The sequence below is a fragment of the Pseudoalteromonas sp. MMG006 genome (assembly GCF_018101025.1).
Lineage (GTDB): Bacteria > Pseudomonadota > Gammaproteobacteria > Enterobacterales > Alteromonadaceae > Pseudoalteromonas.
Map to the genome: position 1 here is coordinate 1 of NZ_JAGJEJ010000014.1, position 19433 is coordinate 19433.

General features: G+C 41.3%; 22 protein-coding genes and 1 pseudogene. 3 read left to right on the forward strand and 20 right to left on the reverse strand.

Annotated elements, in window-relative coordinates; all coding sequences use genetic code 11:
* Positions 1 to 555 precede the first annotated feature (555 nt).
* The 18 genes from rplQ to J8L73_RS13350 all read right to left on the reverse strand — a co-directional run bounded on the left by rplQ (position 556) and on the right by J8L73_RS13350 (position 11274).
* The gene (gene rplQ / locus J8L73_RS13265; RefSeq protein ID WP_058547890.1) at positions 556 to 957 is read right to left on the reverse strand and encodes a 50S ribosomal protein L17; all 402 of its coding nucleotides are present in this window, start codon (positions 955 to 957) and stop codon (positions 556 to 558) included.
* A 39-nt stretch (positions 958 to 996) separates the two neighbouring features.
* A complete protein-coding gene (gene rpoA / locus J8L73_RS13270) occupies positions 997 to 1983 on the reverse strand; it encodes a DNA-directed RNA polymerase subunit alpha (protein ID WP_058547891.1) in 987 nt (328 codons plus the stop codon).
* Positions 1984 to 2007: 24 nt separating this feature from the next.
* On the reverse strand, positions 2008 to 2628 hold the full coding sequence (gene rpsD, locus J8L73_RS13275) for a 30S ribosomal protein S4 (protein ID WP_002959461.1): 621 nt from the start codon (positions 2626 to 2628) through the stop codon (positions 2008 to 2010).
* Between the two features lie 21 nt (positions 2629 to 2649).
* A complete protein-coding gene (gene rpsK / locus J8L73_RS13280; RefSeq protein WP_002959471.1) occupies positions 2650 to 3036 on the reverse strand; it encodes a 30S ribosomal protein S11 in 387 nt (128 codons plus the stop codon).
* Positions 3037 to 3048: 12 nt separating this feature from the next.
* Positions 3049 to 3405 carry a 30S ribosomal protein S13 gene (rpsM, locus tag J8L73_RS13285; RefSeq protein ID WP_058547892.1) on the reverse strand — a complete coding sequence of 119 codons (357 nt, stop codon included), beginning with the start codon at positions 3403 to 3405 and terminating at the stop codon, positions 3049 to 3051.
* A 125-nt stretch (positions 3406 to 3530) separates the two neighbouring features.
* Positions 3531 to 3644: a 50S ribosomal protein L36 gene (gene rpmJ / locus J8L73_RS13290; RefSeq protein ID WP_002959476.1), complete on the reverse strand. Its 114-nt coding sequence runs from the start codon at positions 3642 to 3644 to the stop codon at positions 3531 to 3533.
* 22 nt (positions 3645 to 3666) lie between these two features.
* On the reverse strand, positions 3667 to 4995 hold the full coding sequence (gene secY, locus J8L73_RS13295) for a preprotein translocase subunit SecY (protein ID WP_211001297.1): 1329 nt from the start codon (positions 4993 to 4995) through the stop codon (positions 3667 to 3669).
* 10 nt (positions 4996 to 5005) lie between these two features.
* Complete coding sequence (gene rplO / locus J8L73_RS13300) at positions 5006 to 5440, reverse strand: 50S ribosomal protein L15 (RefSeq protein WP_002959480.1); 435 nt, start codon at positions 5438 to 5440, stop codon at positions 5006 to 5008.
* Positions 5441 to 5444: 4 nt separating this feature from the next.
* Positions 5445 to 5627, reverse strand: a complete 183-nt coding sequence (rpmD, locus tag J8L73_RS13305; RefSeq protein ID WP_002959482.1) for a 50S ribosomal protein L30 — start codon at positions 5625 to 5627, stop codon at positions 5445 to 5447.
* Between the two features lie 2 nt (positions 5628 to 5629).
* Positions 5630 to 6136, reverse strand: coding sequence for a 30S ribosomal protein S5 (rpsE, locus tag J8L73_RS13310; protein ID WP_002959485.1), 507 nt, complete (start codon positions 6134 to 6136; stop codon positions 5630 to 5632).
* Positions 6137 to 6145: 9 nt separating this feature from the next.
* Positions 6146 to 6496 carry a 50S ribosomal protein L18 gene (rplR, locus tag J8L73_RS13315; RefSeq protein WP_058547894.1) on the reverse strand — a complete coding sequence of 117 codons (351 nt, stop codon included), beginning with the start codon at positions 6494 to 6496 and terminating at the stop codon, positions 6146 to 6148.
* Between the two features lie 9 nt (positions 6497 to 6505).
* Positions 6506 to 7039 carry a 50S ribosomal protein L6 gene (gene rplF, locus J8L73_RS13320; protein WP_008115390.1) on the reverse strand — a complete coding sequence of 178 codons (534 nt, stop codon included), beginning with the start codon at positions 7037 to 7039 and terminating at the stop codon, positions 6506 to 6508.
* Positions 7040 to 7052: 13 nt separating this feature from the next.
* A complete protein-coding gene (gene rpsH, locus J8L73_RS13325; protein WP_058547895.1) occupies positions 7053 to 7445 on the reverse strand; it encodes a 30S ribosomal protein S8 in 393 nt (130 codons plus the stop codon).
* A gap of 21 nt (positions 7446 to 7466) precedes the next feature.
* Positions 7467 to 7772: a 30S ribosomal protein S14 gene (gene rpsN / locus J8L73_RS13330; protein ID WP_006794245.1), complete on the reverse strand. Its 306-nt coding sequence runs from the start codon at positions 7770 to 7772 to the stop codon at positions 7467 to 7469.
* A 10-nt stretch (positions 7773 to 7782) separates the two neighbouring features.
* Positions 7783 to 8322: a 50S ribosomal protein L5 gene (gene rplE / locus J8L73_RS13335; protein WP_058547987.1), complete on the reverse strand. Its 540-nt coding sequence runs from the start codon at positions 8320 to 8322 to the stop codon at positions 7783 to 7785.
* 16 nt (positions 8323 to 8338) lie between these two features.
* The gene (gene rplX / locus J8L73_RS13340; RefSeq protein ID WP_054206416.1) at positions 8339 to 8653 is read right to left on the reverse strand and encodes a 50S ribosomal protein L24; all 315 of its coding nucleotides are present in this window, start codon (positions 8651 to 8653) and stop codon (positions 8339 to 8341) included.
* Between the two features lie 10 nt (positions 8654 to 8663).
* On the reverse strand, positions 8664 to 9032 hold the full coding sequence (gene rplN, locus J8L73_RS13345; protein WP_002959498.1) for a 50S ribosomal protein L14: 369 nt from the start codon (positions 9030 to 9032) through the stop codon (positions 8664 to 8666).
* Between the two features lie 271 nt (positions 9033 to 9303).
* A complete protein-coding gene (locus tag J8L73_RS13350; RefSeq protein WP_211017789.1) occupies positions 9304 to 11274 on the reverse strand; it encodes an AsmA family protein in 1971 nt (656 codons plus the stop codon).
* A gap of 309 nt (positions 11275 to 11583) precedes the next feature.
* Here J8L73_RS13350 and J8L73_RS13355 point away from each other — a divergent pair, with 309 nt between their 5' ends.
* Together J8L73_RS13355 and J8L73_RS13360 are read left to right on the forward strand one after the other, a co-directional pair.
* Entirely contained in the window at positions 11584 to 12747 is a 1164-nt protein-coding gene (locus J8L73_RS13355) for a hypothetical protein (RefSeq protein ID WP_211017791.1), read from the forward strand.
* A 278-nt stretch (positions 12748 to 13025) separates the two neighbouring features.
* Entirely contained in the window at positions 13026 to 13712 is a 687-nt protein-coding gene (locus J8L73_RS13360) for a TorF family putative porin (RefSeq protein WP_211001300.1), read from the forward strand.
* A 385-nt stretch (positions 13713 to 14097) separates the two neighbouring features.
* On the opposite strand, the pseudogene J8L73_RS13365 reads toward J8L73_RS13360, so the two are convergent.
* Positions 14098 to 17676: pseudogene (locus tag J8L73_RS13365) on the reverse strand (M1 family aminopeptidase).
* Between the two features lie 9 nt (positions 17677 to 17685).
* Positions 17686 to 18567, reverse strand: coding sequence for an ABC transporter ATP-binding protein (locus J8L73_RS13370; RefSeq protein ID WP_211017794.1), 882 nt, complete (start codon positions 18565 to 18567; stop codon positions 17686 to 17688).
* Positions 18568 to 18751: 184 nt separating this feature from the next.
* On the opposite strand from J8L73_RS13370, the gene J8L73_RS13375 reads away from it, so the two are divergent.
* The gene (locus tag J8L73_RS13375; RefSeq protein WP_138684037.1) at positions 18752 to 19429 is read left to right on the forward strand and encodes a nitroreductase family protein; all 678 of its coding nucleotides are present in this window, start codon (positions 18752 to 18754) and stop codon (positions 19427 to 19429) included.
* The last annotated feature ends 4 nt before the right edge of the window (positions 19430 to 19433 follow it).

Consider the following 19433-nt stretch of genomic DNA (forward strand, 5'->3'; position numbering starts at 1 on the left):
ACACTAAGTTTTACTCGACTCACTGATTGACTCTTGCCTCGCTAAGCGTTGCTGTCTGCCGTCTCAGTGGGGTCGCATTATAGGGAGATCCGAAAACAGATCAACCCTTTTTTGAAGAAAACGTGAAATAAATGACTGTTCGCTGAGTATTTGAGCTAAACGCTCAAAAACACAACTAAAAATAAGCTTTATTTATCTAATAACGCTATTTAACCTGAATTCATGATGATAAATCTATTCCAAGTTCCTATCTAAAGATGACTATTTTAAAAAACCTCATTAGATTATGAATCTATTTGGTTACCTAAATGCTAACGTCGACGTCTATGCAATAACACTGTCCATTTTCACTGAACCATCTAGGAACTAGAGGATTAGAAGTAGATAAGTAGATATATAGGTAAATAGGTAAATAGGTAAATAGGTAAATAGGTAAATAGGTAAATAGGTAAATAGGTAAATAGGTAAATATAATAATTTCAGGAATGATGTTTGTAAATTTCAGGCATTAAAAAGCCGAGCATAAGCTCGGCTTTTTGGTGTCTCTTTAAAGACTTACTCTGCAGACTGCGCGTCTTCTTGAACTTCTTCGTTTGTCGCTGGGCGACCTACTAGTTCAATATAAGCCATTGGTGCATTATCACCAGCACGGAAGCCACACTTAAGAATACGAGTGTAACCACCTGGACGATCCGCATTACGAGGACCGATTTCGCTGAACAATTTACCAACTACTTCATTATCACGCGTGCGAGCAAACGCTAAACGGCGATTTGCTACACTGTCAGTCTTAGCCAGTGTGATTAAAGGTTCAATTACACGGCGTAACTCTTTCGCTTTAGGCAAAGTAGTTTTGATGATTTCGTGTTTCACCAAAGAACTTGCCATATTGCTGAACATCGCTTTACGATGGCTACTGTTACGGTTTAATTGACGACCACTCTTACGATGGCGCATGACCCTATCCTTCTAACTAAACTAATATAGTGATTTAGATTATTCAGCTAGGCTTGCAGGCGGCCAATTTTCTAGGCGCATGCCTAGAGAAAGACCACGTGAAGCTAGCACGTCTTTTATTTCAGTTAGAGACTTCTTACCTAGATTAGGCGTTTTAAGAAGCTCAACTTCAGTGCGCTGAACTAAATCACCGATATATTGAATTTGCTCGGCTTTCAAACAGTTTGCTGAACGTACTGTTAGTTCAAGATCATCAACTGGACGAAGTAGAATAGGATCGAATTCTGGCTTCTCTTCTTTCTCTTCTGGCTCAGTTACATCACGTAAATCTACGAATGCATCTAATTGCTCAGCTAAGATAGTAGACGCACGGCGGATCGCTTCTTCAGGATCTAAGGTGCCGTTTGTTTCCATATCAATGATTAACTTGTCTAAGTCTGTACGTTGCTCAACACGGGCTGATTCAACCGAGTACGCAATACGTTCAACTGGGCTGAATGATGCATCAAGCAACAACCTACCAATTGGACGCTCATCGTCATCAGAGGATAAACGACTAGATGCCGGCACATAACCACGACCACGTTCAACACGAATACGCATGCTGATCTCGCTGTTATTTGTCGTTAAATGACAAATAACGTGATCTGGATTAGCAATTGTTACATCGCCATCGTGCTGAATATCAGCCGCAGTCACAGGGCCTACACCAGATTTAGTCAGGGTCAGAAAAACTTCATCTTTGCCTTCTAACGTTACTGCTAAACCTTTAAGGTTTAATAGTATTTCAATGATGTCTTCTTGTACGCCTTCTTTCGCGCTGTACTCATGCAATACACCGTCGATTTCAACTTCAGTTACTGCACATCCAGGCATAGATGATAACAGTATACGGCGTAAGGCATTACCCAGAGTATGACCGAAGCCACGCTCTAGTGGTTCTAAAACTACTTTAGAACGCGTTGGGTTGATAGCGTCGATGTCGACTAACCTTGGTTTTAGAAATTCTGTAACAGAACCCTGCATTTTATCCTCTCTTAACTCTTAACTTTACTTAGAGTAAAGTTCGACGATTAGTTGTTCATTAATGTCCGCAGACAGATCTGAACGCTCAGGTAGACGCTTGAAGCTGCCTTCCAATTTCTTACCGTCAACTTCAACCCAAGTCGGCTTTTCACGTTGCTCAGCCAACTCTAGAGCAGCGATGATACGTGCTTGTGTTTTAGACTTCTCACGGATTACTACAGTATCTTCTGGAGTAATTACGTATGAAGGAATATTCACAACACGACCATTAACTAGAATCGCTTTGTGGCTTACTAACTGACGTGCTTCTGCACGTGTGCTAGCAAAACCCATGCGATATACAACATTGTCTAAACGTTGCTCTAAAAGCTGTAACAAGTTTTCACCTGTATTACCTTTAAGGCGAGCAGCTTCTTTGTAGTAGTTACGGAATTGCTTTTCTAATACACCGTAGATACGACGTACTTTTTGCTTTTCACGTAATTGTAAACCGTAATCAGATAAGCGACCTTTACGAGCGCCGTGCTGACCAGGTGCAGTCTCAAGTTTACACTTAGAGTCGATAGCTCTTACGCCGCTCTTAAGGAACAGGTCAGTACCTTCACGACGACTCAGCTTGAGCTTAGGGCCCAAATATCTTGCCATGTTATTTCTCCTAACCTATTGTTAAACGCGACGTTTCTTCGGTGGACGACAACCATTATGTGGTATTGGCGTCACGTCAGTAATGTTGGTAATACGGTAACCAGCAGCATTCAAAGCACGTACAGCAGATTCACGACCTGGACCTGGACCTTTGATGAAAACTTCTAGATTTTTTAAACCGTATTCTTGAGCAGCAGTACCTGCACGCTCTGCAGCAACCTGAGCAGCAAATGGTGTAGATTTACGTGAACCACGGAAACCTGAACCACCGGCAGTAGCCCATGATAGTGCATTACCTTGACGGTCGGTAATCGTTACAATAGTGTTGTTGAAAGACGCATGAACATGAGCCATACCATCAGCAACTTGCTTTTTAACCTTTTTACGACGAATTGGTGTCTTAGCCATAATACTATCCCCTTATCGCTTAATAGGCTTACGAGGACCCTTACGGGTACGCGCGTTAGTCTTTGTTCTTTGACCACGAAGTGGTAAAGAGCGACGGTGACGTAGGCCACGGAAACAACCAAGGTCCATAAGGCGCTTGATATTTAGAGTAACTTCACGACGAAGGTCACCTTCTACAGTGTACTTGCCAACTGCATCACGCAGTACGTCAAGAATTTCGTCTGAAAGTTCACCGATTTTTGTGGTTTCGGCGATACCAGTCGCTTCTAAGATAGCCTTAGAGCGAGTCTTACCTATGCCATAAATAGCTGTTAAACCAATAACTGCATGTTTATGATCAGGGACGTTAATGCCAGCGATACGGGCCACTAACACATCTCCTATATTTGAATTTGGTAATCATAAGTTTGAAAAGCCCGTAAGGATACTCAAACGAAGACCAAATCACAACTAAAAACACAGGCCGAGAAATCTCAGCCTGCACGACTGTTTACTTAGCCTTGCCTTTGCTTATGCTTAGGCTCACTGCAAATTACGCGTACTACACCAGCACGTTTAATAACTTTACAGTTACGGCATATTTTCTTAACGGAAGCACGTACTTTCATTGCTCAACTCCGTAAACTGACCTTATCGACCGTAGCCTTTAAGGTTCGCTTTTTTCAGCACAGAATCATACTGATGAGACATCAGGTGAGTCTGTACTTGTGCCATAAAGTCCATGATTACTACAACGATAATCAAAATTGATGTACCGCCGAAATAGAATGGCGTTTGCCATGCCATAGTCATGAATTCGGGCACCAGACAGATAAAGGTTATATACAAAGCACCTGCCAATGTCAGGCGTGTCATCACTTTATCAATGTATTTAGATGTCTGCTCACCTGGACGAATACCTGGGATAAATGCGCCAGATTTCTTCAGGTTATCTGCTGTTTCACGAGGGTTAAACACCAACGCTGTATAGAAAAAGCAGAAGAAGATTATAGCCGCAGCTAGTACAAGTGAATACAACGGCTGACCTGGGGTCAACGTAGTTGCAACTGCTTGTAATACATCAGCGACCGGACCTTCACCCTGGCCGAACCAGCTGGCAATAGTACCAGGGAACAGAATTATACTGCTAGCGAAGATTGGTGGAATAACACCCGCCATGTTTACTTTTAGTGGTAAATGCGTGCTTTGAGCAGCAAATACTTGACGACCTTGTTGGCGTTTAGCGTAGTTAACAACGATACGACGTTGCCCACGTTCGAAAAACACTACAAGATAAGTAACAGCGAATACTATAACCGCAACCATCAACAGTACAAAAACATTCAAATCACCTTGGCGCGCCATTTCGGCTGTCGAACCAATAGCAGACGGCAGGTTAGCTACAATACCAACAAATATTAGAACTGAAATACCGTTACCGATACCGCGTTCTGTTATTTGTTCGCCCAACCACATAAGGAACATGGTACCTGTCACTAAACTCACCACTGCGGTGAAATAGAAACCGAGACCCGGGTTAACAACTAACCCGTCCATCATGCCCGGTAAGCTAGTAGCAATACCGATTGATTGGATAGTAGCAAGCACAAGCGTGCCGTAGCGTGTGTACTGGCTAATTTTTTTACGCCCTTGCTCACCTTCTTTCTTAAGCTCTATAAACGGAGGATACATATGCGTTAATAGTTGCGTAATAATCGAAGCCGAGATATACGGCATAATACCCAGTGCTAACACTGAAGCTCGCTCAAGCGCACCACCGCTAAACATGTTGAACATCTCAACAATGGTGCCCTTTTGTTGCTCGAAGAAATCGGCAAGTACAGCGGCGTCAATCCCAGGGATTGGCACAAATGAACCTAGACGGTAAATAATGATAGCACCTAAAACGAATAGTAATCGACGCTTCAATTCCGAAAGTCCACTTTGTGCACTTTGTGTATCTTGACCTGGTTTAGCCATTAGTACTTCCTTAGTCTTCTACCTTGCCTCCGGCAGCTTCAATAGCTTCGCGAGCACCTTTAGAGGCTTTAAGGCCTTTAACGGTAACAGCGCGTGAAACTTCGCCAGATTTAACAACTTTAACGAACAGAACGTTCTTTTTAACTAGACCAGCTGCTTGTAACGCGCTTAGGTCTACCACATCGCCTTCAACTTTAGCGATTTCAAAAAGGTTTATTTCTGCAGATACTAAAGATTTGCGAGAAGTGAAACCAAATTTAGGTAGACGACGTTGCATAGGCATTTGACCGCCCTCAAAACCAACGCGTACTTTACCGCCAGAACGTGATTTTTGACCTTTGTGACCACGGCCACCAGTCTTACCAAGACCAGAACCGATACCACGACCAACACGTTTTGGAGCAGTTTTAGAACCTGCAGCAGGTGAAAGTGTATTCAAATGCATCGAATTAACCCTCTACCTTAACCATGTAAGAAACCTTGTTTATCATACCACGCACACATGCTGTGTCTTCTAACTCAACAGTGTGATTGATACGACGTAAACCAAGACCGCGTAATGTAGCTTTATGTTTCGGTAAACGACCGATAGAGCTTTTTACTTGTGTTACTTTTACAGTTTGATTTGCCATGGTTACCCCAGAATTTCGTCTACACGTAAGCCACGTTTTGCAGCGATTGACTGTGGAGAATTCATATTCTCAAGAGCCGAAATCGTTGCACGTACTACGTTGATTGGGTTAGTAGAACCGTAACATTTAGAAAGTACGTTCTGCACACCAGTAACTTCTAGTACTGCACGCATAGCACCACCTGCGATGATACCAGTACCTTCAGATGCTGGTTTCATGAACACTAGTGAGCCAGCATGACGTCCCTTAACAGGATGCTGTAATGTGTTGCCATTTAGGTCTACGTTGATCATGTTACGACGTGCTTTTTCCATTGCTTTTTGAATAGCAGCTGGAACTTCACGTGCTTTACCATAACCGAAACCTACTTTACCTGCGCCATCACCAACTACAGTTAGTGCAGTAAAGCTAAAGATACGACCACCTTTAACTACTTTAGACACACGGTTCACCGCGATTAGCTTTTCAGCTAGATCAGGCTGTTGTTGCTTTGCTTCTACGTTAGCCATAGTCTACTCCTAGAATTGCAAACCGGCTTCACGCGCAGCATCAGCTAGCGCCTTCACACGGCCGTGATATTTAAAGCCACTGCGATCAAAAGCAATCTTTTCGATGCCTTTGTCAGCCGCACGTTCAGCAACCGCTTTGCCAACTGCTTGCGCAGCTTCAACGTTACCGGTGCCTTTAACTGTTTCGCTAATAGCTTTCTCAACAGTAGAAGCAGCAGCCAGTACATTACCCTCAGCAGTAACTACTTGAGCATAAATGTGACGTGGCGTGCGGTGGATAACAAGACGCGTTGTGCCTTGTTCAATATAATTTCTACGAGTGCGTTTAGCACGACGTAGACGAGCTGTTTTTTTATCCATCGTCTTACCTTACTTCTTCTTAGCCTCTTTACGGCGTACATTCTCATCTGAATAACGAACACCTTTACCTTTATAAGGCTCAGGTTTACGGTATGCACGAATGTTAGCAGCTGTTTGACCAACTAACTGCTTATCTACGCCCTTAACTAGAACTTCTGTTTGGCTTGGAGTTTCAATCGTAATTCCTTCTGGAACTGCGAAATTAACTGGGTGCGAGAAACCAAGTGTTAAGTCTAAAACTTTACCCTTAGCTGCTGCACGGTAACCAACGCCTACTAACTGAAGTTTCTTCTCGTAACCTTCATGCGTACCAACAACCATGTTGTTGATTAGAGCGCGAGCAGTACCTGCTTGAGCCCATGCATTAGCTACGCCTTCACGAGGTAAAGTTGTAATAACGTTGTCGTTAACTTGTACTTCAACAGCGTTGTTGATAGTACGAGTAAGTTCACCGTTTTTGCCTTTAACTGTGATTTCCTGGCCTTTTAATGTAACTTCTACACCGGCAGGAACATTAATTGGTGCCTTTGCTATGCGAGACATAGTTCCCCTCCGATTAAGCTACAAAACCAATGATTTCACCACCAACACCAGCACTGCGTGCTGCGCGGTCTGTCATTAGGCCTTTAGAAGTTGATACGATAGCGATACCAAGACCACCCATTACCTTAGGTAATTGGTCACGTTTCTTATAGATACGTAAACCAGGGCGACTTACACGCTGGATATTTTCAATTACAGCTTTGCCTTCGAAGTACTTTAACTCGATTGAAAGCTCAGGTTTCGCTTCGCTGTTAACAGCGTAATCTGCGATGTAACCTTCGTCTTTTAGTACTTTAGCTAATGCTACTTTCAGCTTTGAAGTTGGCATCGTTACAGATACTTTCTTCGCTGATTGACCATTACGGATACGTGTAAACAAATCCGCGATAGGATCTTGCAAGCTCATAGTCTTACTCCCATGATTCTATTACCAGCTAGCCTTTTTAAGGCCAGGAATTTCACCGCGCATAGCTGCTTCGCGAACTTTAATACGGCTCATGCCGAATTTGCGAAGGAAACCATGTGGGCGGCCCGTAATGTTACAACGATTACGTTGACGTGCAGGGCTAGAATCACGAGGTAAAGCTTGTAGCTTAAGTACCGCGTCCCAACGATCATCTTCAGATGTATTAACATCACTGATGATAGCTTTTAGTGCTGCACGCTTTTCAGCATACTGAGCAACTAGTTTTGTGCGCTTTGCTTCGCGCGCTTTCATAGAATTCTTTGCCATAACCCTACCCTTATTTCTTAAATGGGAAGTTAAACGCTTCTAACAACGCACGGCCTTCCTCATCAGATTTCGCAGAAGTAGTGATAGTAATATCCATACCGCGTACACGGTCTACTTTATCGTAATCGATTTCTGGGAAGATGATTTGTTCACGTACGCCCATGCTGTAGTTACCACGTCCATCAAAAGACTTAGCACTTACGCCACGGAAGTCACGAATACGTGGGATAGCGATTGATACCAAACGCTCAAAAAAGTCCCACATACGCTCGCCGCGTAGGGTTACTTTACAACCAATTGGGTAACCTTCACGCACTTTGAAGCCAGCAACAGATTTGCGTGCTTTAGTGATTAGAGGTTTCTGACCAGAGATTGCTGCTAGATCCGCTACTGCGTTATCTAAAATCTTCTTGTCAGCTAGGGCTTCGCCCACGCCCATATTCAATGTGATCTTTTCGATCTGAGGGACTTGCATGACAGAGCTGAAACCAAACTTCTCTTGAAGTTCAGAAACTACTTTGTCTTTATATACTTCATGCAGTTTCGCCATCATTCTACTCCAACTATTAGATAGTTTTACCAGTAGATTTAAAGATACGTAATTTCTTACCATCTTCAATCTTGAAACCTACACGATCCGCTTTACCCGTTTCCGAGTTGAAGATCGCAACGTTTGATGCGTCCATTGACGCTTCTTTCTCAACAATGCCGCCAGCTTGGTTCAATTGTGGAACCGGCTTTTGGTGTTTCTTGATCAAGTTTATGCCTTCGACAAAGATTCGACCAGATTCAGTAACAACTGAAAGCACTTTTCCGCGCTTACCTTTGTCTTTACCTGCTAGTACGATTACTTCGTCATCACGACGTATTTTTGCTGCCATGATTGGCTCCTTACAGTACTTCTGGGGCTAGTGAAACGATTTTCATGAACTTATCATTACGAAGTTCACGAGTCACAGGGCCGAAAATACGTGTACCAATTGGCTGCAAGTTATCATTTAAGATAACAGCCGCGTTGCTGTCGAAACGGATCAGAGAACCATCTGGACGGCGAACACCTTTTCTGGTACGCACAACTACCGCGTTTTTAACATCACCTTTCTTCACTTTACCGCGAGGAATAGCTTCTTTTACAGAAACTTTAATGATGTCGCCAATCGCTGCGTAGCGACGGTGTGAACCACCAAGGACTTTTATACACTGCACTTTGCGAGCGCCGCTGTTATCAGCAACTTCCAGCTGAGTTTGCATTTGGATCATGTTAATGACCTCCGGTGTAGTAATTACAACGTGCCTAAAATTTGTTTAAAAATCAGACATTTCGATTAAATCCCATTCAAAAACAAACGAATTGTCTCTTAAGGGCGGGCAATTGTACCAGCATTGAGGGGGTAACGATAGGTTATTTTTTAATTAATTTAACCTAGATAGGAATTAAAATTGAGTAATTACGGCTATGTAGCTATTTTACAGGTGGTTACAAAACAAACAAGGCGCTAAATGCGCCTTATTTATTTGTTATTTACGTTTTTTAACCGAACAAACCTTTTAGTTTATCTTTCACTTTATCTTTGGCTTTTTCTTTGGCCTCTTCTTTGGCGTCATCTAGCTTCTGTTTTGCTTCATCTTTAAGCGCATTACTCACGTCTAATTTAATACCCACATCGTGGAATGGGCCTTTTATACGTAGAGGTATTTTAAAACCAGTACTATCATCAGTAGTCCCTTGCCCTTCTATAGAATCTACAATGCCTGTGACTAAACGGTAATCTACATTTGTTTTTGGTAAATCTACGTCGCCTTCACCAGAAATACGAATTAGTGGGCTAATTAGTGAAAGATCAGTATTGTTTCCCACACCATTAGTAAAATTAAAGCTACCTGAAAGCGCAGAGAAATCAGTTTGCTCTGATTCTTCAAAACCTGTGTCTAGCCCTTCACTTACCGCACCAAGATTACCAGTAATAAGCTCCTTACCTTTACGAACCATTTCAGCTACGTTTGCACCTTTTACAGCCCCATCAGCAAATTCAAAACCTAATTTACCGTTCAATGCATCAATAAACGATTTTTGACTTTGACCCGTGGTCGTCAAGTTCCAATTTAATGAACCTTTACCCATTAACTTATCGAATCCAGCGGCATCAGTTAATAATGGTTGTGCATCTATGCCTGACAAATCAAAATTAGTGGTTATTTTATAAGGTGTGTTTTGGGCGTTAATGTTAATGACCCCTTTACCAGTGCCCTCATATGCAGAAAAGCTATCAAGGCTTAATTTAGCCACGCTACTTTTAAGTGCCACTGTAAATTGGTTTGCACCAAGCTCAATATCATTCGCTTTTAAACCGCTTGAACGAATAACTACATTTGCATCTAGTGCATTTAACGCACTTAAATCAATTTTAGTGTCATCCCAAACAATAGGCTGTGCTTCACTAGGTTCTTCACTCTGTTGCTCTTCCTGCTTCGCTACTGTCTCTGGTAGGTATGGATTTAAATCAAGCATCCCTAAGTCAATATCAGCATTAACAGCTAAGCGACTTCCTAAGTTAAGCTCACTTTGACCTTTTATTTCTAGCTCATCTAATGTAGCGATTAACTCTTCAAGGTTAAATGTCTCACCCGCAAAGTGCATTTTACCGTTAACACTAAAGGCATTAAACGCGTTTTGTTTAGCGTTTAAGTCTACGCCCTGCCATGCTGCAAGCTCTTTGACTGAGTCACCACTGAGTGCCAACTCACCCTTTACATCTTTTCCTTGCTGAGCAATGCTGCCATTAAACGTTAAATCGACTATGCGAGAGTCAAGACTCTGTTTAACATCAAATGTAGCGCCTTCTATCGCTTTTGCAGGTGTATCTAGTGTTATATCAAGTTCAAAACGCTCTTGCATATAAGTGATACCACCCTTTACTTCTAATGCTTTACGAAGAGAAGGAAGTAAAATAGCCAGCTCTAAATCACTAATTTGCTGCTTAGCGCCTGTTTGCCCATCTAGGTAAGTAAACGTACCGCCATAAATAGCTACCTCACCTAGCTCTATATCAAAGTTCTCTGGTAATTTAACAGCCTCACCTGATTGACTTTGCTCTGTGGGCTGCTCTGCTACAGCATCAAATAATTGCCAATTAGCTTTACCGTTTTTATCGGTTTCTAATAAAATATTGGGTTCATTAATTACAAATTTATCAAGCTTAAACTCACCACCAAATAACGACATCCAAGGTATATGAACTGCTAGCTGCTGCATACTTGCCATGTCATCTCGCGAACCAGACTTCATGTTCGCAAAGTGCACGTCGTTAAGTTCTAACTTTAACGCAGGAAATACGCTAAGCGTTTTATCGCCATTTATAGTAAGTGTGCGCCCAGTTGTGCTTTCAACCTGCTGCGAAACTTTGTTAAAAATGGTATCAGTAGGAATTAAAAATGGCGCGGCAACAATTAATGCAATACAAAGTAGGAGTATTACACCAACAATTTTAAGTAAGGTCTTCATGATCATCCTTTCAAACGTGCAAATAATGTTCTTATCATAGCGAGTGTTAGCTTTAAAATCATTGTAGTTATAATAAAAAAGCGTTTTATGGCAATTTATTTACCTAAAAATGAATTTGTGCTGAAAAACGACTTAACTGACACATACAACTTTAAAAAAACGCAAGTTAATATCTATCGTACTTATTGAAGTTCTTCAACATTGCATACATTAATTTCTTAGGTATGATGCACGCCCCTGTTGCTATTGGTGTATTTACGCTAAAATGAAGCAGCTAAAAAATGTATCTAATCGGAGAGTCTTCAAAGCATGAAAAAACTGCTAATTTCACCGTCAAAAATGGCGCTAGGCGAGCAAGAAAGTCAAATTTACCAAAATATTTTGAAGCAAGCTTCAGAACTTAGCCTAAACCTAATGGCCGTGAAAGTAGAAAACCACCCAGAAGATTTTTTAGGTTGGTGCTACGAGTTACTGAGCGCAAGTAAAGATCGTATTAATTACGACTTGCTTGAAACGCCACAGCTCCCCATTTTAAAAAAGTTACACGATCAACTCATATCAGCAATTAGCTTTTTACAAGTTAAAACTTTACGCGTTGCGCCTTGGCCAGTAGTAAGTATGTTTGTAGAGCAACATAAAGAGCTTATTGCTCTTGAAGAACAGCTTCGTTTAACGAATTACATAAGCAGTATTCGCCAGCAATCACTAAAGGAAATGATCCCTGAAGATTTACTTACCTTTAGTGGTAAGCATACATCTGCCCTAGACCCAAGCACGTATAATTTTGACGTTGAATGGTTTGCTTCAACTAAAAGCGCTAAAGGTTTTCACCAAATGCTAGCAGACTTACCTGGTGCATTTGATGATGCGCTAAGTCATATCCCTCTTGAAGGCGATGTAGAGCAAAATGACTACCAACAATTCGTTGTAGCTTACTTAAATGCATTTAACGCCACAGATGAAAAACCAACATTAGCGCCAGCAACTCGCTTGTTAGCTATGCGTCGCCCTGATGTATTTACCCCAATTAGTAATAGCCGACTAGATGCCCTATGTGGCGCACTTGGTATTACTAAACTAAATAATCGTGATTTTGAACGTTACTGGCAAGATATTGTGCAAAGCATACACGCTATGTCGTGGTTTAAAATGGCGAGTGGCTCAAATGAATTAGAAACTCAACTTGTGGGTATTAAAGCACTACTACCCTGCTTTTTTTACTACGCAGATAAAAGCACAGCCGATAACTCTAACTACATAAAGTTACTGAGCAAGCCTAAGCGTAGTACGTCCACTACTGGAAAGACGCAGCGTAGAGGCAAGGAATCGGCAGAGATTTTAGTAGATCGCGCCCTTGCCGCCGATGATATCCCGGAGCATATCCGCACTAAGCGTGATTCAATTATTAGCGAAGTACAAAAAGGTCGCGGTGTAAACGAAACAATTAGCCTTATGCGCACTATATTTGGCTAAAAACTTCTAACCTAACTGTATTTATCTGGTGCAGTTAGGTTAATTTATGCACCAGCAGTGTGCGCAATACTTCCTTCCTCATAATACTACGCTTTAATAGAAAACCTTCAAGCATCTGTTTTATATCAATAAAAAACCATTTTAAAGATAATTTAATTGAGCTGGCACATACAGTGCAAATATACCGTTAGTTAAACAATAAAAAGCCGCCAGCCAAAAGGGTTGCGAATACATAATAAAAACCTTGGCGAGCAAAAATCATATAACGGGAAATGGACATGTTAAAACTAAAAAAAACCATCGCTATTAGCGCAATAGCATTAATGGGTGCAACTTCTTTAACGTCAACGGCTGTACATGCTGAAGTAACAGCAAACGCTGCGGCAACATCTAACTATTTATGGCGTGGACAAGAGCAAACTGGGGGAGATGCTGCTGTTTCTGGTGGTATTGATTACGCAGATGAGTCTGGCTTTTATGCTGGTACTTGGGTATCAAATGCTTCATGGGCCGACGAAATGACTTATGAGCTAGACCTATACGCTGGCTTTGGTGGCGATATTAATGAAACAGTTAGCTATGATGTAGGTTACATTTACTACGCATACCCAGATGCAGCGTCTGAAGCAGATGCTGATTTCTCTGAAATTTACGGTAGCATTAGTGTAGAAGGTTTTACTTTTGGTGCAGCAGTACTTGCTACTTCAGCTGCTGACGGTGATGGCACTGACTTTGGTGATTCATTATACCTAAATGCTGATTACAGCTTTGCTGTTGGCAGCAATGGTACGGAAATGGCACTTCATTTAGGTCATTACTCTGGTGACTTTATTGGCGATGATAATATTATTGATTACGGTATCTCTGTATCAAAAGATGGTTTTACTTTTGGCGTATCTGACACCGACATGGACGAATCAGATGTTAAAGTTTACGTAGCATATGCAGTAGACTTTACGCTATAGAAAAGAATGTGTTACTTGCTGCAACACGAAGGGCCTTTTGGCCCTTTTCTCGTTTTTAGAACAGCTTAAATACCCATAACGCCCTCTAAGGTTAGCAACTAATACGCTCGACCATACGCCTCGGTTAATCAATCACTATCTCCCTGAGGTTAAATCATTTACCTGTTATACCAACTCGCTTAAGTGACTAATCTATTTTGGGTGAGAGAAACGCGGCGGAACCTAAACAAAAATTCACTATTTAGTTTTTCTAAACCAGAGGTTTTAACGCAGCTAGCTGCCACGTTTAGCCCTGAAGTAATTAAGTATTATTGAGGGTTAATGCTATACACATTAGCTAAAAAAAGGCCGCACTAAATGCGGCCTTTAAGTTAATAGCTAATATTTAAAACTTAGCTAGGTTGTTTTTACTGTCTTTATCTACAAGCTTAATGTACGGGTCTACCCCTGCAAACATCGGCTTTTCTTTTACTTTTAGCTCAATAGTATTGGTACCAGATACTATTTGATGCTTTTGCGAGTAAATAACAAAGTCTTCAGCGAGTAGGTTTTCAGGGTCATCGCTAAACAATGCAATATCAATTAGCTCATCGAGTGGTTGCTCGGTTTCTTCACCTTGTCCATCGGCATGCTGCTTTGTTGCTTCAACGTTCAGTGTTACTGTATAAAAACCTTCGCTATCAACATCATCTGTAACCGAGATTTCTTTCATTTCAAGCTCATAAAGCGTTATATATTTAAACTGATCATCAATAAAGCGTTGTTCAGCTTGTGTTGCATCTCGCTTTAAGTAACTAAGTAAATCAAGTGTGGTTGGGTATGGCATTGATTGGTATTTAAACTCATTCAAAAACGCTTTAAGTGCGGCATTTAAGCGTTTTTCACCTAAGCGGTCATACAAAGCCATCATTGCAACTGAGCCTTTATTGTAATGAAGATATTGTTGCGACTGTGTTTTATACAGCGGCATTTCTTCAAAGGCTTCGCCAGTACGGCCCATTAAGTATTTATCTAACTCGTACTTTAAGAATTTACGAAGCTTCTCGGCGCCAAAGCGCTTTTTTAGCACCATAAGCGCACTGTATTGGGAAAGTGTTTCAGAAATAACGGCACTGCCCTCTACATTAGCCCCCGATACTTGATGCCCCCACCATTGGTGTGCAACTTCATGTGCGGTTACATAGTAAGGTAAGTCAACTTTACTCTCATCTCTTAGGTCTGTAATAAAGCCCATACTTTCTGAGTAAGGCACCGTATTGGCAAAACTTTGCGCAAACGAGCGATACTTAGGAAACTCAATAATACGAAGCTGCCTATGCTGATATGGCCCAAAGGCTTGCGTGTAGTAATCTATCGAATCTTGTACCGATTCAATCATACGGTCAACATTCCATGCATGATCTTTGTGGTAGTACACCTCAATGTTTACACCGTTGTGCTCCACCTTTTTACTTTCAAGCTCTGCCGAAAGCACAGAATAAAAGTTTAAAATGGGGGCGTCCATTTCATAAATAAAAGTACGGCGTCCGTCTTTTACACTCTCACTTTTTAAATAACCTGGTGTAATAGCAAATTGCGACTCATCGGTGGTTACCGTTGCCTTGTAGTTTATAAACCCATTAGCAGGACCAAACTCATTTTGCGTATAAAAACGACTGTCTTCTAGTTTATGTGCACGTTCCAGTTCGGGTAAGTCGTGCTTACGGCGCTCATACTTATCGGCAATTTGAAAATACTTTTGATAACCAAAACGCGGTAGTAATTCTCTATTATTTATAAAAGTACCGTTGTGCACGAGTTGAGTATCAGATCCTCTATCAACAAAACCGTCGTGTTCACGAGAAACAGAAAGCTCACCTTCGCGTACTTCATTCGGCATTAGCGGTTGTTCAAACTCAAACCATACCATGCCAAAATCGGTTAAACGCTCGACTATTTTCCCGCCCGCCATTTTTACATCCCAGCTTTTAGATTGGCTAGGCTCGATAATTAACACACGGGTTATTGGCTCGTTTGCGGTATTGGTAAACTTAATTTTAGCCACGGCATTTAAAGCACGTTTTTTAGGATAAATATCAATGTGTAAATCAACATCAGTTATTATAGGCAGCGGTGAATCTTTGTATTGTGAGAACTCTTGCTCATACCTTACTTGTAGCGCTTTGTTATCATCACTTGTTACAAACTCATTGATTACACGGGTGTTGTAATAAATGTTATAACCCGCGCCCACAAATACCAATAAACTTATAACGGCTGTAACCTGGCCTTTTAAAGACATGTTGTAACGCACTAAAGATAAACGCGTACGCAATGTTTGCGATGGACCGCGATGCCATAAAGCAAACCCTACAATAGCTAAAAACACACTCAATGCACCCCAATATAGGGTATACCAATGCGCGCCTTGTAAAAAATGCCCGTAACCGTTTATGTCTGAATACGGTACGCTACTGCTTTGTGAAAAATGATACATATGATGCTCAAACCCGTAAGCACCCATTACCATTTGAGCAATGTAATACAGAATAAACAAACCCATACCTATGTATTTATTAGGGCTAATTATTTGTAAAAAGAACGCCAATATAGCCATCATAATTAAAGGCAGTAATGTAAGGTAGCCCAATCTAAATAAGTACTGGCCAAGCTCTAGGTTAAATTGCCCCTTAAATAGTTGCACTGCAATGGTAAACATCATGCCTACTAAATAAAGGCCACAAACTGCAGTGATTAGCGCAATAATTTTAGATACCCAAAACACACTGTTATGCACCGGGTAGCTGTCAACAATATCGCCCATACCACTGTGGCGTTCTCGCCAAACCAGCTCTGCGCTGTAATAAGCAATAATAATAAACATAAATATAGCGGAGGCGTTTTGAATAATGCCCACCATGTTTTGTGTGAGCGGCCAATCTGTTGTGCCATATGCGCCAATAGGCGCAAAAAGTGGTGCGAGTAACGTAATAATACTGACACCCGCTAAAATCATAAAAGGAGCACTTAATATAACCTACTTAAGCTCAAATAAGCTGCGCATTACTAATTGCGATTGCGTATTGACCCCTTTTGACTTGTAATTTTTAGCGCTGCTAATAAGTGCTGCTTGTTTATTTTTTACAAACGTAGAAACAGCAAATTGCTTTTTCTGTTTTTTAGTGACTACGCGGTTACCTAACTTTCCAAGGCCAAAAAACATCGCTAAACTTATTGCTACCCATAAAATACGGTTAATTAAAAAATCGCCCGAGAGCGTTAACACTTCAGTATTTTTATCACTTACAGTCCAGTAACGGGTTAAGTCAATTAATGAACCAGTGCCAAATGGGTCTGCGTAAACAACAATATTTCTAAACGCTAAATCGTCAAAATAGATACTCGCCAATTGGTAACTTATATAGATCACCACGGCCGTTACATATACCGCCATTATGGTTTTAAAATAAACCGCCACACTATTAAAAATAGCACTGAGCACCAATAAGCTTGGCACCGCTAAATATAAGAAAGGCGCAGCGTAATATATAAACTTATTAGGGCCAACTAGCTCACTATCAAGCCAACCAACCAACAAACCAAATTGAGTTCCCAAAAACACGCCTAATGGCACAGTTAAAAAAACAACGAGCACAACCAAGTAAGCACCAAAAAAACGTCCTGATTGATAAGCAAGCGGGTTAACGGGCTTACTAAACACCAGCTCATCCATTTTGGTCTCACTATTGCGAATCGCTGAGCTTGCAACAAAGTTAACCACTAAAAACATAGCAAGCGTACAAAAGATAACCGTTAAAAGCATAATGGTATAAGGCGAGTTCATATGAACATTAGCCCCACCTAGCGGAAACTTACTACTGGAGCTTATAAAAAACGCCATAAAAAAGAAGATTAATGAAGTCACATAAAATGAAGGCTGGCGCACAAAATAGCGCAGCTCAAACGCGAGCATATTAAAAAACATAGCGCCCCCTTATGCTACTTGGCTGTTACGATGATTAAGCAATGTAGAAAAATACACATCTTCTAGGTTTGCACTGCTGAGCTCAAAACCTTCAGGGGCTTCATTGGCTAATACATGTAATATGGTTTGCCCAGCAAATAAGCGTTTTGAAATAACAGGCAGTTGCGGTTCAAGCTCTAGCGCTTCTTCTTGGCTCATAGCTTTGCGCCAAATTTGGCCTTGGAGTTTATCGGTAAGGGCAATGGGGTTACCCTCTAATAGTATTTTTCCGCCTGCCAGTACGGCCATATTTGGGCAAAGCTCTGCTACATCTTCAACAATGTGGGTCGATAATATAACGACTTTTTGCTCGCCCAAGCTTACTAACAAGTTATGAAAACGATTTCGCTCTTCAGGGTCTAGCCCTGCGGTGGGTTCATCAACAATTAGTAAATCAGGGTCGCCAAGTAAGGCTTGTGCAATTCCAAAACGCTGGCGCATACCGCCCGAAAAGCCACTTACGGCTTTTGAACGATGTTGATATAAATTAGTATGTGCAAGCAAGCCTTCCACCGACTCTTTACGCTCGCCTTTGTTATGAATGCCCTTCAAAACAGCCATGTGGTCCAGCAAGTCGTAAGCACTAACACGCGGGTATACGCCAAAATCTTGCGGTAGGTAACCTAAACGTTGGCGCAGAGCCTGTGGGTCTTTAAAAACATCAATACTATCAAAAGTGATTGAACCCGAATCGGCAGATTGCAACGTGGAAATAGTGCGCATAAGTGACGATTTACCCGCGCCATTTGGCCCAAGCAGCCCAAACATCCCTTTTCCTATTGATAAATCAACACCTTGTAGTGCATGTACGCCATTATCGTAGGTTTTAGATAACCCTGTTATTGATAGCATTTTTACTTCCTTGAATTCTAATAGTTTTTTATTGCGTTTTTTATACCACATAAAAAAAAGGAACATAAGTTACACGACAGTTAATTTTGTAACAATAAATAAACACAGCAAGTAAAAATACTTGCCTAGCATTTATTCAGTCGGTATAAAAACCACACACACACTTTATAAGAAGCGTAAAGCCATGCAAAAACATCAAAGCCAACCACTAAACGACTTTATAGAATACCCTCACGATGAAATGCTAAAGCGTGCAAACGAATTTTTACAAACTAGTCAGCGCCGCCATAGTATTCGTAGCTTTAGCGACCGACCCGTACCTAAAAATATAATTGAAGCCTGTATTAAAGCAGCTGGTACTGCGCCAAGTGGAGCTAATCATCAACCGTGGCATTTTGTGGCTATAAACAGTAGTGATGTAAAAAAACAAATAAGAGAGGCCGCCGAAAAACTAGAGCGATCTTTTTATGAAGGCAGAGCAGGAGAAGAATGGCTCGATGCGCTAAAGCCGTTAGGCACCGATGCTAGTAAACCTTATTTAGAACACGCGCCTTGGCTTATTGCCGTATTTAGTCAAAAAAAGGGAGGCGTAAACACCGATGATAAAAACACCAATTATTATGTGCATGAGTCTGTTGGCTTAGCTACCGGCTTTTTAATTCAAGCTTTGCATCGTAGTGGTTTAGCAACACTTACCCATACCCCAAAACCAATGAGCTTTTTAACCGATATATGTAAGCGTGACAAAGACAACGAACGCCCATACATGTTACTTATTGCAGGCTACCCAAGCGATGATGCAACAGTACCTGCCCATGCACTTGATAAAAAATCGCTTAATGAAATTGCGACCTTTATTTAAAACA

What these genes read in the sequence shown, in the direction of transcription:
- J8L73_RS13350 (WP_211017789.1), bottom strand. Translation starts at nt 11,274, where the DNA reads ATGAAGACCTTACTTAAAATTGTTGGTGTAATACTCCTACTTTGTATT.
- rpsK (WP_002959471.1), bottom strand. Translation starts at nt 3,036, where the DNA reads ATGGCTAAGACACCAATTCGTCGTAAAAAGGTTAAAAAGCAAGTTGCT.
- rplO (WP_002959480.1), bottom strand. Translation starts at nt 5,440, where the DNA reads ATGCATTTGAATACACTTTCACCTGCTGCAGGTTCTAAAACTGCTCCA.
- rplX (WP_054206416.1), bottom strand. Translation starts at nt 8,653, where the DNA reads ATGGCAGCAAAAATACGTCGTGATGACGAAGTAATCGTACTAGCAGGT.
- J8L73_RS13370 (WP_211017794.1), bottom strand. Translation starts at nt 18,567, where the DNA reads ATGCTATCAATAACAGGGTTATCTAAAACCTACGATAATGGCGTACAT.
- rplE (WP_058547987.1), bottom strand. Translation starts at nt 8,322, where the DNA reads ATGGCGAAACTGCATGAAGTATATAAAGACAAAGTAGTTTCTGAACTT.
- rpmD (WP_002959482.1), bottom strand. Translation starts at nt 5,627, where the DNA reads ATGGCAAATCAAACTGTAAAAGTAACACAAGTAAAAAGCTCTATCGGT.
- rpoA (WP_058547891.1), bottom strand. Translation starts at nt 1,983, where the DNA reads ATGCAGGGTTCTGTTACAGAATTTCTAAAACCAAGGTTAGTCGACATC.
- rpsN (WP_006794245.1), bottom strand. Translation starts at nt 7,772, where the DNA reads ATGGCAAAGAATTCTATGAAAGCGCGCGAAGCAAAGCGCACAAAACTA.
- J8L73_RS13375 (WP_138684037.1), top strand. Translation starts at nt 18,752, where the DNA reads ATGCAAAAACATCAAAGCCAACCACTAAACGACTTTATAGAATACCCT.
- rpsH (WP_058547895.1), bottom strand. Translation starts at nt 7,445, where the DNA reads ATGAGCTTGCAAGATCCTATCGCGGATTTGTTTACACGTATCCGTAAT.
- rplQ (WP_058547890.1), bottom strand. Translation starts at nt 957, where the DNA reads ATGCGCCATCGTAAGAGTGGTCGTCAATTAAACCGTAACAGTAGCCAT.
- rplN (WP_002959498.1), bottom strand. Translation starts at nt 9,032, where the DNA reads ATGATCCAAATGCAAACTCAGCTGGAAGTTGCTGATAACAGCGGCGCT.
- J8L73_RS13360 (WP_211001300.1), top strand. Translation starts at nt 13,026, where the DNA reads ATGTTAAAACTAAAAAAAACCATCGCTATTAGCGCAATAGCATTAATG.
- rpsD (WP_002959461.1), bottom strand. Translation starts at nt 2,628, where the DNA reads ATGGCAAGATATTTGGGCCCTAAGCTCAAGCTGAGTCGTCGTGAAGGT.
- rpsE (WP_002959485.1), bottom strand. Translation starts at nt 6,136, where the DNA reads ATGGCTAACGTAGAAGCAAAGCAACAACAGCCTGATCTAGCTGAAAAG.
- J8L73_RS13355 (WP_211017791.1), top strand. Translation starts at nt 11,584, where the DNA reads ATGAAAAAACTGCTAATTTCACCGTCAAAAATGGCGCTAGGCGAGCAA.
- rplF (WP_008115390.1), bottom strand. Translation starts at nt 7,039, where the DNA reads ATGTCTCGCATAGCAAAGGCACCAATTAATGTTCCTGCCGGTGTAGAA.
- rpmJ (WP_002959476.1), bottom strand. Translation starts at nt 3,644, where the DNA reads ATGAAAGTACGTGCTTCCGTTAAGAAAATATGCCGTAACTGTAAAGTT.
- rplR (WP_058547894.1), bottom strand. Translation starts at nt 6,496, where the DNA reads ATGGATAAAAAAACAGCTCGTCTACGTCGTGCTAAACGCACTCGTAGA.
- secY (WP_211001297.1), bottom strand. Translation starts at nt 4,995, where the DNA reads ATGGCTAAACCAGGTCAAGATACACAAAGTGCACAAAGTGGACTTTCG.